The sequence below is a fragment of the Methanolobus sp. ZRKC3 genome (assembly GCF_045291275.1).
Lineage (GTDB): Archaea > Halobacteriota > Methanosarcinia > Methanosarcinales > Methanosarcinaceae > Methanolobus.
The window spans coordinates 2,317,824-2,330,476 of sequence record NZ_CP146982.1 but is presented as its reverse complement, the minus strand read 5'-3'; the positions used below and the strand labels follow the sequence as shown (position 1 = coordinate 2,330,476).

At 44.3% G+C, this 12,653-nt stretch carries 11 protein-coding genes; 2 read left to right on the top strand and 9 right to left on the bottom strand.

Translation table 11 applies throughout. The features are described from left to right. Window positions 1-116: 116 nt before the first annotated feature. Both V7O66_RS11820 and cbiM read right to left on the bottom strand, forming a co-directional pair. On the bottom strand, window positions 117-428 hold the full coding sequence (locus V7O66_RS11820) for a PDGLE domain-containing protein (protein WP_406660519.1): 312 nt from the start codon (window positions 426-428) through the stop codon (window positions 117-119). Next, a complete protein-coding gene (gene cbiM, locus V7O66_RS11815) occupies window positions 425-1,084 on the bottom strand; it encodes a cobalt transporter CbiM (protein WP_406660518.1) in 660 nt (219 codons plus the stop codon). Before cbiM ends, V7O66_RS11820 begins: the two co-directional genes overlap by 4 nt. 228 nt (window positions 1,085-1,312) lie before the next feature. Between cbiM and V7O66_RS11810 the strand changes: the two genes are divergently transcribed. Both V7O66_RS11810 and V7O66_RS11805 read left to right on the top strand, forming a co-directional pair. Beyond that, complete coding sequence (locus V7O66_RS11810; protein ID WP_406660516.1) at window positions 1,313-2,287, top strand: radical SAM protein; 975 nt, start codon at window positions 1,313-1,315, stop codon at window positions 2,285-2,287. Between the two features lie 79 nt (window positions 2,288-2,366). Next, window positions 2,367-3,002: a cohesin domain-containing protein gene (locus V7O66_RS11805; RefSeq protein ID WP_406660515.1), complete on the top strand. Its 636-nt coding sequence runs from the start codon at window positions 2,367-2,369 to the stop codon at window positions 3,000-3,002. A 16-nt stretch (window positions 3,003-3,018) separates the two neighbouring features. On the opposite strand, the gene V7O66_RS11800 is transcribed toward V7O66_RS11805, so the two are convergent. From V7O66_RS11800 to smc, 7 genes are all read right to left on the bottom strand, one after another. Continuing rightward, a complete protein-coding gene (locus V7O66_RS11800; RefSeq protein WP_406660514.1) occupies window positions 3,019-3,807 on the bottom strand; it encodes an S-adenosyl-l-methionine hydroxide adenosyltransferase family protein in 789 nt (262 codons plus the stop codon). Between the two features lie 129 nt (window positions 3,808-3,936). Next, entirely contained in the window at window positions 3,937-5,220 is a 1,284-nt protein-coding gene (gene thiC / locus V7O66_RS11795; RefSeq protein WP_406660513.1) for a phosphomethylpyrimidine synthase ThiC, read from the bottom strand. Between the two features lie 292 nt (window positions 5,221-5,512). Continuing rightward, window positions 5,513-6,436: an S-layer glycoprotein N-glycosyltransferase AglJ gene (aglJ, locus tag V7O66_RS11790; protein WP_406660512.1), complete on the bottom strand. Its 924-nt coding sequence runs from the start codon at window positions 6,434-6,436 to the stop codon at window positions 5,513-5,515. Between the two features lie 27 nt (window positions 6,437-6,463). Further along, window positions 6,464-7,015: a TATA-box-binding protein gene (locus tag V7O66_RS11785; protein WP_406660511.1), complete on the bottom strand. Its 552-nt coding sequence runs from the start codon at window positions 7,013-7,015 to the stop codon at window positions 6,464-6,466. 150 nt (window positions 7,016-7,165) lie between these two features. Next, window positions 7,166-8,269 carry an SMC-Scp complex subunit ScpB gene (scpB, locus tag V7O66_RS11780; protein ID WP_406660510.1) on the bottom strand — a complete coding sequence of 368 codons (1,104 nt, stop codon included), beginning with the start codon at window positions 8,267-8,269 and terminating at the stop codon, window positions 7,166-7,168. A gap of 15 nt (window positions 8,270-8,284) precedes the next feature. After that, window positions 8,285-9,118 carry a segregation/condensation protein A gene (locus tag V7O66_RS11775; protein WP_406660509.1) on the bottom strand — a complete coding sequence of 278 codons (834 nt, stop codon included), beginning with the start codon at window positions 9,116-9,118 and terminating at the stop codon, window positions 8,285-8,287. Then, window positions 9,115-12,636, bottom strand: coding sequence for a chromosome segregation protein SMC (smc, locus tag V7O66_RS11770; protein WP_406660508.1), 3,522 nt, complete (start codon window positions 12,634-12,636; stop codon window positions 9,115-9,117). The genes V7O66_RS11775 and smc overlap by 4 nt, the downstream gene beginning before the upstream one ends. Window positions 12,637-12,653 lie beyond the last annotated feature (17 nt).

The window sequence follows — 12,653 nt, the reverse complement described above, 5'->3', positions numbered from 1 at the left end:
TCTTGCTTCATTGTTTTCTCTATCGAGAAGAAGTCTGTAAGCCTTTCACCCCCCATCTTACGAAAGGGGACCTATCGGCTAAAAGTTAAAAAAAGAAAGGAGAAACAGAGTTTCCCTTATTTTTTCACAATTTTACCAAGCACAAGACTCAGTACAAGAACTATTGCCGTCCCCGCAACAATGGCCAGCACTTCACCGGCCTTACCCTGTCCTTCGATTGCATAATCAGGCATTGGGGACTCAATAGCAGATGCAGCATCTTCCATCTCTGCAAATCTCGCCTCTTCTATCACACCTGCTGCCGCACTTTCAAGCCCATCGGGATCAGATGATGCAAGGAACGGAGCAAGTACCGAGATCAATAGAGCCAGTGCAATACCTGCATAAAGGAATTTCATGTTTGAGCTCTTGATAGCGTTCGCGCTCATGATGATGACCCCGCAGATTCATGTTTCAGAAAGGAATTCTCAAGAAGGTCCGGTCTTGATCTGTGGATTGCAGTGATTGCAATTGCAGTGATGAGACCTTCGCCAACAAGTCCTATGATCAAGTGGAATGTTCCCATGGCAACAAGACCTTCAACCAGTGGAAAAGTACCGGCAATGCTCATTTCCAGGGATGTGGCAAGCGCTGATACCAGAAGACCAAGCCATGCGCCTATAAAGGAAGCTGACTTGATGCCAAGGTTGATCTTTCTCAAAGCCACGAAACTATAGTATCCGACAAAGCCAGAGATCACACCCATGTTTAAGATATTGGCTCCCATCACGGTTATCCCACCGTCTCCGAAAACAAAACCCTGAACAATTAGAACCAGGGTAAGCACAAGAACCCCTGCCATGGGACTTCCAAAAATAATAGCCACCAGCGCAGCTCCGACCATGTGTCCGCTTGTACCCAGACCTATTGGTATATTTAGAGCCTGTATTGCGAATATTCCTGCTGCAAGTGCAGCCAGAATGGGTATTTGCATATCGTCTAACTCTTTCCTTGCCCACCTGACAGACAGGAAGATGAAGGGCAAAGCTATCACCCAGTAAATGAGTGCCTGATCTAATGGCATAAATGAATCTGGTATGTGCATTCGAATTTCTCCTTTTTTATTACATATCAATGATTGTGTTATGAATTTAAACTTTTGTAACACTATTGCATACAGATTAAGAAATATATATACATATCGAAACAGAATTTTTAAAAAATGTAATACAGCACATATAAGTACAAAAAAATTCATTCGCAGAAAAATCAAGGCTCAACATTTATCAGTTAAGAAGTAATACTCGAATCAAACTTATTTTGAGCAAATATAATGACAAAATTCTCACCAATTCTTGCTGCCAGAGCCCTGTGGCAAATGCAGATTAAAAAACGGCCATTTGTACTATCCCATGCCATCAACTCAAAGTGCAATATGAAATGCAGTTTCTGCGAGTACTGGAAGGAAAGCGGCCCCCAGATGGAACTTGAAGAGATATTCAAAATGCTTGATGAGGCAAGGGAATTCGGGATACTTGTATATAATGCATGGACGGTCGAGCCTCTGCTAAGGGAAGACCTGCCCCTTATACTCAAACACGCAAAAAGCATAGGGATGATGACCTCTCTTATCACCAACGGACTTCTGCTGGAGAAGAGGATAGATGAGCTTGAGGACCTTGATTACCTTTCAGTATCCGTTGATGGCATAAGCAGTTACAAAGATATCAGGGGAGTGGATCTTGAGAAGATACTTCCAGGGATCATCAAGGCAAAGGAGCAGGTCAAGAATCCACTGCTAATGAACTGTGTCATCAGCGGGAAAAATCTCGATGATATTGAAGAGCTCATCCACATGGCAAAGGAGATGGATATGAAGATATCCTTTGAGCCAATGTACGAGTTCGGCGGAATTGGTAAGAACGTATGGGATGAGATGGGAATACGGAACGCTGAAAAATACAAAAGCACCGTTGATCGGATCATCGAAATGAAAAAGGAAGGCTACCCCATAATCAATTCCCTCACATACCTGCAAATGGTGAAAGACCTGAAACCAAATTACACCTGCCATGGAAATGAGATAGTCATGGGGGTTGCCGCAGACGGAAGTATTGAGAACTGCAGAGTACACAGAAAGCCCATAGGGAATATCAGTGAAGGTATTGCAAACGCATGGGAGAGAACAAGAAAGGAGAGGAAAAAAATGGCGGATGAATGCCAGAAGTGTCTCTTCTTCGGATATGTGGAAAACAGCTTGATGTATGACTTCAAGCTAGAGGTTCTGCAACACTACGAGTGGATGTGAAAGTTTCATAAATGTATTAGTAGATAAATATAATAACGGTGGCGTCATACTTTTATAAAAAGGATGGAGCCACACCTTCATGAAAACAAAAGACATACACAAGAAATATTCACTTATTTTCCTTTTTTCAATTATGGCTTTATTCATGCTTGCCACAGGCGCAAGCGCAGAGACAGTGATCAGCATTTCTCCTGAAAAGCTACAGATTGATGAAAACGGAGCTTTCACCCTGGAGATTACGATTACATCTGATCTTGCAATAACAGGGACCGAACTCCAGCTCTCCTATGATCCGGAACTTATAAGCGTGACTGGAATATCCGAGGGTTCTTTTTTAAAGCAGGGAGATGGAAGCACCATTTTCTCAAAAGGCGATATAGATAATGAGCAGGGGATCGTGACGAATGTATATGGAGTCATAATGGGGAAGGAAACAATACTGGAACCAGGAACCTTTGCAAGTATAGAGTTCAGTGCAGGAGATGTGGCAGGAATATCTGAGATCGAACTGAACAATGTGATAGTCAGCAACTCTGCCGGTGCAAGCCTGCCGGTTGAAATCAATAACGGAAAAGTGCTGATAGGAGACGTTAGGGAAGATTTACCTGATGTTGCCGCAGAAAGTCCTGATGAAGCTGAGAGTGCAGGGCAGAACAGTCTGTTGATATCAGCTTTTGCAATCGTATGCCTGACCCTCCTTTTCATTAGAAAATAAGGCATCAGCATTTCAGCTACTTACTTTTTTCAATGATTGGGAGCGTAATGGACATTCGGGCCCCATTGTGCAAGCCAAGCATTTGTGCAGCATTACCCTGGTTGATTGCGAGTTCCAGATAACCATGACTTCCTACAAGAAATAGCAGGCTTCCAGGATCAGTCCGGGCGTATGTGTCCATGAACGGGACATCCATACCGTCCAGATCGAATGTAGTACCAAATGAGGATATGCCCATTATGACTTCAGCAGGAACATTTATGACAATATTTCCAAAATCATCGATGTAGAGTACCTCTGCGCTGACAACATCATTTGATACGTGCGCATGATGAAAAGCAAGGTCTACAAAATCATCTGTTCCATGAGCCAGTTTTTGCACATCCAGCCCTTTTACAATGTGCGCGCCTACCCTTGCAAAGACATCCCGACCATGGAAGGTTGCAGATATATCATCTGGCAAGCTTTCATGCCCTATCTCAAAAACGTCTATCTTGCCGAGCTTTCTGGCAGCAGGCATCATCAGTCCGTTGTCAGGTCCAACAAAATAGTGCCCACCCGAATGAATGACTATTGCTTTTCTGTCCGTACCAACACCGGGATCCACAACAGCTATGTGTACCGTACCCTTCGGGAAGTACTCCACCACTGTGAAAAGAGCGAAAGCAGCTGCACGTATATCTGCCTGCGGAATTGAATGACTTATATCGACTATTTTTGCATTCTCATCAATGCTCAAGATCACTCCTTTCATCGATGCGGGGTAGAGAGATCCAAAGTCAGTCGTCAAGGTCACTATGCCCATGAATTTGATATTTGCCTGATGAGCTAAAATAGATATTGGCCAGAAAAGGAAGTTAAAATTGAAGAAAATATAGACACGAAAAATAGATGGAGGTAAAAATAAAGGAATAAAGAAGTAATGCCTAAGGCATTACTTGCAAAGGTCGTAGCTTTCGTTTACGATCTTAAGAGCACAGAAGTCACCGCACATTGTGCATGCGTCTTCATCACCTGGTGCTCTGCTGTCTCTGACACACCTTGCAAGCTCTGGATCGAGTGCAAGCTTGTACTGTGCTTCCCAGTCGAGTTTTGCACGTGCTCTGCCCATTGCAAGATCAACGTCACGACTTGCCTTGTTCTTAATTGTGTCACCAACGTGTGCTGCAATCTTTGAGGTCTGGACACCTTCAATTACATCTTCAAGGTTTGGAAGTGCAAGGTGTTCTGCTGGTGTTACATAACAGAGGAAGTCACAACCTGCTGCTGCAGCAGTTGATGCTCCGATAGCTGTTACGATGTGGTCACGGCCTGCGCCGATATCTGATACGAGTGGACCGAGCATGTAGAATGGCTTGTTGTTGCTCATTGCCTTCATGAGCTTGACGTTGGTCTCAACCATATCGAGTGGTACGTGACCTGGACCTTCTACGATTGCCTGAACGCCTGCCTGGTGTGCCTTCTCTGCAACTTCAGCGTTGATGATGAGCTCCTGTACCTGTGCCCTGTCGGTTGCATCGGCGATTGCACCTGCGCGCATTCCATTACCTGTTGAAAGGGTAACATCGTGTTCCTTAAGGATCTCAATAAGGTAGTCTACCTGTTCGAACAATGGGTTTTCCTTCTCGTTGTGGAGCATCCATGTACTCATGAAAGCACCGCCACGGGAGCAAAGTCCACCGAATCTGCCCTGGAACTTGAGTCTGTCGAGAGTTACCTGGTTGATACCTGTGTGGATAGCCATGAAGTTAGTACCGAGCTTTGCCTGCTCTTCGGTTGCACTCCACAGGTCATCTTCTGTCATGTGGACGATTGAACCGTCTCTTCTTGCAGCTGTGATGAATGCCTGGTAGAGTGGTACTGAGCCTACGGAAAGGTCAATAGCGTCACACACCTTCTTTCTGATGTCAAGGAAGTCGCCACCAGTTCCCAGTTCCATGAGTGTGTCTGCACCTGCTTTCTGTGCAGCCTGTGCTTTCTGGATTTCCATGTCTACATCAACGATATCTGAAGATGCACCGATGGATGCGTTTACCTTTGTCCTAAGACCTTCACCAATACCACAGAGTTTAACGTCTCTGTATGGGGAAGTAGGTATAACGATCCTACCTGCTGCAAGACCGCGCATGATGAACTCTGGGCTTACACCCTCATCAGCTGCTACGATCTTCATTTCTTCAGTGATTTTTCCGTTTTGTGCATCTTGTAAAATTGCCATGTTTAATTCCTCAATGTTTGATGTATCTTACAAAAGCGGAATTATATATAAGATTTTTCAAAAAACTAACTTTAGATTAATTCAACTTAACTTTATTAGTGAACAATGTGCTGGAAAAATAAACCAACAATACGAAATAGTACATAAGAAAAAGGCATCATACGGCTGCATAAAAACATATATAAGAAATTAAGCTGAAAATTAATGCAACACATATCAATTCAATATGACATCTTATCAAAACATTTTACCTTGTTTTGACTGAAAAGAGAAAACCTGAAAAATGAAATGATCAGAGTTTATCTTTATCTTCAGATAATTTCCTGAGAAAACGCATATTCTCCCTGTGAATGGAAACCATAAGGTCGCTCATGATTCCGAAAACGAACATCTGGAAACCTGCCAGGATCAGAAGAGTAGTGAGTATGGCCATAGGTATGCGCGTCACACCCTGGAACCACTGAACAACTACGAAAGTACCAGTGAACAAACCCGCTGCTATAAAGATTCCCCCGAGTATGCCAAAATAGAACAGGGGATTATGTATTTTTGCCATTTTGTAAATGGTAGCTCCAATTCTAAAACCATCTTTCAGTGGGTTAAGTTTGGTAGCGCCCTCTGAATGCCTTGCAAGATAGGTGGTAGGGACTTCCAATATCCTGAGATCTTTCTTGACGCTTTCGATAGTCATCTCGGATTCGATCTCAAATCCTAACTTTTTAAGCTCCAGAGACTTTATTGCCTTTTTGTTAAATGCCCTATATCCGGTAAGTATATCATTCAGCCACAGACCATAAGCAAGGCCGAACATCTTGTTTATCACCTTATTTCCGATAAGATTGAGCCGGGTAAATGCACCCTTTTCATAATTAACAAGCCTGTTACCCATTACATGGTCAGCTTTGCCTTCCAGAACAGGGGAAAGAACAGTATGTACATCACTGGCAAGATTAGTACCATCGCCATCTGCCATTACGATGTAATCTTCCTCGATCAGGTCAAAAGACTGTTTTATAGCCTGCCCTTTGCCTTTGCCGGTCTGAACAACTACTCTGGCACCCTCAGCCTTTGCAATTTCGCGGGTCTGATCCTTGCTATTGCCATCAATGACCAGTATATTGTCAAAGCCTTCAGATCTGAAATCCCTGATTACCTGCCCTATGGTTGCCTCTTCATTTAGGGTCGGTAACAGGATACAGACATTTTCGTTTGTCATTTAATAATAAAAGAAAGGGGGGGAGGTTTACAGTAAGCCCATGCTGTCAAGTTGCTGCCTTACTACCTCGACACCCTGTTCGCAGTTCTCAGGGGATTTTCCGCCTGTGACAACAAGCTTTCCTGAGCTGAAAATAAGAACTACTACCTTTGGGTCATCGATACGATATACAAGACCAGGGAACTGTTCTGGTTCATATTCGATGTTCTCAAGACCAAGACCTATTGCAATTGCATTAAGGTTCAGTACAGCCTTGAGATCTGCAGAGGCAACGATGTTCTGTACTGTGATCTCAGGATCCTTTATTGTCTTGATTCCGATGCCATTGAGCTTCTTAGCCATATTACCTATGACTGTGTGGACATCAGCAACGTTCTTTGCACCTGTGCATACCACTTTTCCAGACGTGAAGACCAAAAATGCTGCCTTGGGATCTGTAACACGATATACAAGTCCCGGGAATTTCTGCTTATTATATTCAGCACCCTCGAATTCAGCCTCGATTTTGGTAAGATCGAACTCTTCTGCAAGCTTGGTAGATGCTACTACATTTTCAATCTTAATATTGTAATCTGACATGGTATAATCCTCGTATTTAAAGCGGACTTATATTCTGCAATTGAGTATATAAACTTATACCCTCTTATTTATATATCTTCCTAAAAAAATAGATTGATTTCGTAGAATTTAATAAAAATAGAAGACAGTGCATATCAATACACTGACAGATCAATTATCAAGTTTTTTCAGCCCATCGATTATCGCGTCATACTTACTGCAAACCCTGTCAATGAGATCAGCGTCAAGATTTCTGTGGGTCGGCACCAGAATATCCGCACCCTCACCCACATCAACACCCTCACTGGACTGGCCATAATCAGGAGCTATTACCACACCATCTGCCGATATGCCAAGGCGCAGGTCACTGGCAATACGTGCAACCATATCTGTTGCAGGTTTTACTTTTTTGCTGATAACAAGAGCCTTTGAAACGTACCTCTCCTTCATATCACCAATAGATGCAAGCGCATGCTCCACCTTATCAGGTTCAGAGATATTCTCAAGCTGCTTGATGGCATCTATTAGGTCATCGAATGTGGTTGAACTCACCTCAATTATCTCTCCATCATAATACTTGCCTACACGCTCTGCATATCCCCTGGAAATCACCAGCTTATAGACATCCTCAAGCTCATCAAGTTCTTCCTCGGTCGGATCATAGGCATTTATGACCTTATAATCCCTGATGCCGCACATATCCATTAGCGATTGATACATGGGAGTGACACCCACAAATCTACGCCCCAGCCATTTGTTCAGACCACTCTGACCGCTTTCCTGACGGGAGAGGGCAATGATCTTCTTTTTGACCAGATCAGGATCATTGGACTCCAGACCGAAATAATCAGCAAACACAGGAGTTGTGCGAAGCAATTTTGTCCTGCCATGCGGAATAGCCTCAACAAGACCCCTTTCCTTGAGCTCACGTATGTGATCATAAGCGGAATTGCCCCTCATATCAACAAGCTCTGACTGTATCAGTGGCTGATGATAGGCTATCATGGACAAAGTACGCAGCATGGGAGCACTCAATTCCTTGGGAGCCACAGGTCGCACAAGGTCTGTATATGAAGGTTTGACCTGCATGACATAACGTTCCCCAAGGTCCAGTAGTTCTATACCACTCTCACGGCTCGTGTAATCCTCAAGCAATTCATGCATGATGAGAAGTACCTGCTTTTTAGATTTGTTGACAAGCTTGCGAAGAATGTCTACATCAAGTGCACATCCTGCAGCAAAAAGTGCTGCTTCAATAGTTTCCTTATCTCCCATTGGTCCAGCACCTCTTTAGACTGCCTTTATGGCAGCATTGGACGGATATACGTATAATTCACCGAACAGTTCGTTCTGGGCCAGCCATACTTCCTTTTCCGTAGCAAGGAACAATAGTGATACATATGTCATTATGTTCTCAGACCTGTCATCTACCAGAAGATCGGAAAGAACCACATATTCGCTGTTAATAAAATCAGCCTTCAGCTTCTCACCAAGACTTTTTACACGCCCCAGAATATCCTCTTCGTGGGCAATGCCAAGCACCTCGTCAGTAGTAACTGCGGATTTCTCTTCAAGTCTCCTGTAAACGTTACGATCCTTTCTTCGTGTTTCGACTTTTTCAGCTTTTCTGAGCTCAACTATGAGTTCCTGAAGAGTGACCGGACGGGTGGCACGGCGACGAATGGGAAGTTTTGGTACAGGATATTCTTCCACATCATAGAAATCCATATCATCATCGAACATATCATATTCATCAGCAGGTTCCTCTTCCTGAACAATACCCGTTGATTTCATTCGAAGGAGAATGGAAGCGTAAAGAAGGGTCCTTCCTGAGATGCGCAGATCCATCATTTGCATATGTTCTATGCGCTTAAGGAAAACATCAGTAACTTCAACGATGTCGATATCCCACGGGTTGATGTAGCCATCCTTTGCCAGTTTCATGAGGATCTCCACCGGTTCGTTCAGTACATCCTCGGAAAGCTCGAAGCGGGATTCATCAACACCCAGACCCCTGAGTGTTTCCAGAAGGTCCATGTCTATCATGCCTGGCAATGGCACACCATTTAACGGAACAGTATTCATTGGTGCAGCTATTTCCATATCTTCAATGAGCTCGTTCAACGCAATTTCACTCCCGTAATGCTTGTGATGTTGTTTTCCTGCATTGCAACACCGATAGTCTTCTCAGCGGCCTCTATCATTGGCTTCCTCAGGGAAACAACGATAAACTGTGCATTGGCTACTGCCTTTTTCACACGCTGAGCAACCTTTCCTGCATTTGAACCGTCAAGGAACATATCGATCTCATCAAACGCATAGAATGGTGCAGGCCTATACTGCTGAATTGCAAATACAAATGACAGAGCTGTAAGACTCTTCTCACCACCGGACATTGCTTCAAGACGCTGCAATGTCTTTTCCTTGGGCTGTGCCTTCAAGGTCATGCCACCGGAAAATGGATCATCGGCATTATCAAGTACAAGCTCCCCAGTACCATCGGAAAGTTCATTGAATATTTCCTTGAAGGATTCGTTGATACCGTTGTATGTATCCATGAAAGTATCTTTTTTGAGCTCTTCATATTGCTTGATACGCTCAAGGATCTGCTCCCTTTCAGAAGAAAGAGTGTCCCTTCTTGTAACAAGATCGTTCAGACGCAGCTCCACTTCATCATATTCATCGATGGCACGCATATTGACAGGCTCGAGTTTCTCCATTGCCTTTTCAATGGATTCTATCCTTGTGCGTACGGTTTCGTAATTAGGCACTTCAGCACTATCCTCAATACCACGCCGTTGTAGCTCTTCAGCAAGCTCAGTAACCTGTTCCTCAAGTGCTGCCTTTGTGGCATCCAGTGCCATCATCTGCCTGCTGGATTCATCATACTTAAGCCGGGTTGCATCAAACTGCTTCTTCATCGAAATATGCTCATCATGCAGAATGACCCTTTCCTGCTGCATTTCCTTCAGATGCTCCCCGAGTTCATTTTCACGCTGCTGCATGTCCAGAAGCGTTTGCTCAAGTTCCTCTATACGCACCTTTAGCTCGGAAACACGTTGCTTGTGAGTGGACTTCTTTTCATCCATGCTCTTGATGAGCTCCCTGCTCTCCTCGATCTTTGAAAGAGCATGATCCCTCTCAAGATTGAAACCATTGATATCAGATTCAATGTCGCGCACCCTGCCATCCAGATGCCTTAGCTCAGCATCTAGCTGCTCTGCCTGCCTGTTGAGTTCAGGAACCTCGGAACCTTCGAGCTTTTCTTCAAGTACTGATATCTCCCCCTCCATGGATAACGTCAGTTCATTCTTCCCTTCTTTCTGGGAAACTATGCCCTCCATCTCTTCCCTTAGTTCCTTGCGGGATTCCTCGATCTGGATGAGCTCGGAGTTCTTAGATTCAATAAGCTGCGCAAGGCGGTCACCCCTCCCTGATATTTCCTCGAGATGCAACTCTTTCTTGGATATTTCCTTGTCACACTCATGTATCTCGCGGTTAACCTGAGAAATATGGCTTTCGATCTGATCAAGCTTCTTGATAGCAGTTGCACGCCTTGAATCAAACTCGGTGATCTTCTCTGCCAGTTTTACCAGCTTATCCTTCTCTGAAGCTGCAAAGGAAAGATTGGAACGCTGCCTCGAACCTCCTACCATTGCACCGCTCTTCTCGATCACATCGCCATCAAGGGTCACCATCCGAAGACCACCCATCATACGACGGGCATTGGTAAGTGTATCCACGATGAGAGTATCCCTGAAAACATACCAGAAGGCAGGTTCGAATTTATAATCAAAATCAATAAGGTCAATTGCATAGCCAACAACACCCTCCCTGTCGGAAAGGTCCTTGTAAGGCCTGCGGGAATCCATTTTATTAAGTGGTAAGAATGTTGCCCTGCCACCGTTCCTCTGTTTGAGGTAGGATATGGCGCGGGATGCATCCTCATCGTTCTCCACGACTACTGCCTGCATCCTTCCACCGGCAGCTATGCCAAGGGCAGTTGAATATTTCTGGTCAACGCTTCCGAGTTCTGCAATGGTGCCGTATATACCAGGCAGGCCATGATGCTTCTTCTCGTTCATGACCATATCCACTGCTTTTGAATACTTGCTATGGTCCTCTGCTGCCCTTACTCGCATTTCGATACGGGCATAATCTTTCTCATAGGTGCGCAATTCATCTTCCAGATCCTTTACAACGGACTTGATCTGGGTACGATTGCGTTCGAGGTCATCAATGTCTTTTGTTAATGTATCGATCTTCTCGGTGAGCTTTTCAATGTCGTACTGAACAGACTTTACATCGCTATCAGAAGATTCCACCTTTGATCTCGCATCGGCAACCTCACTTTCTATATCCCTTACCTCAGCAGATTTGCGCCTGAGTGAATCAAGCAAACGGTCTTCATGACGCATTAGCTCGTTCTTCTCATTCTTAACGAGCTCAAGTTTGGATTTCAGTCCGGAAAGTTCATCCCTTGTTTCCGCAAATTTGGCATCCACATCCGCTATCCTGCTCTGCAGGATCATACGTTCTGTCTTGCGCTCAGACATCTGTGCAAGAATACCATCCTTGCGTGCGGATTCTTCCGAGATACTGGAATCCAGACCCTCCAGCTTACCTTTGATATCATCGATCTCGACAAAGGCTTTGCGCCGTCTGGATTCGATATCCTCCATCTCGCTATCGGCAAGCTCTATGCTATCCACACAGCGGGATATCTCACCCCTAGTCTCCTCTATATCCTTTTTGATCTGGATCTGTTCATCCTCACCCATCTTCTGGATCTTTGTGGTTAGCTCTTCGAGAGACTTTTCAAGTTCCTCAACCTTGATACGCTTCTCCTCAAGGGTCTCACCAAATTTCTCGAGGATATCACGCTTGGAACCAATATCACCTATAACCGAACCAAGTTCAGTTTTAGCATCCTTGAGCTTTGCAAGAAGTACAAAACCCTCGAATTTCATCTTCTCTTCTTTAAGGGACTGATATTTGATTGCCTGATCACGTTCTTTCTTGAGCTTTTCAAGCTGCAGTCCGACCTCACCAATGATGATATCTACCCGCTCGACCCTCTCGCGCACAATATCAAGTTCAGACATTGCACGGTCCCTTCTACTATCGAATTCCGCAACACCTGCAATCTCATCTATTATCTTGCGGCGCTCGGTGGGAGTCATGTTGATGATACGGGTTACGTCACCCTGCATCACTACATTATAACCTTCGGGAGTTACACGGGCCTTTGCAAGATGGGCATGCACTTCAGTAAGACTCACTGCCTTGCCATTGAAATAAAAATAACTATAATAACCAGAATCAGTCTCACGGATCTTGCGTGTGATGATGATCTCATCACTGTCAACTGGCATCTCACGGTCTGTATTGTCAAATTTTATGGTTACCTGGGCAAAATCAGGTCTTTTGGAACTTTCCCCGTTATATATAAGATCAGTAAGTTTCTCAGCCCTTAGGGTACGTGAACTGGACAGACCCAGAACAAAGAGAATACCATCTATTATATTGGATTTACCACTACCGTTCGGCCCGGAAATAGTTGTAAAGCCATCAAAGAAAGGGATCTTGACCTTTTTACCAAAGGATTTGAAGTTTATAAACTCAATTTCCTTAATATGCACGTGATTCCCCTGATTAT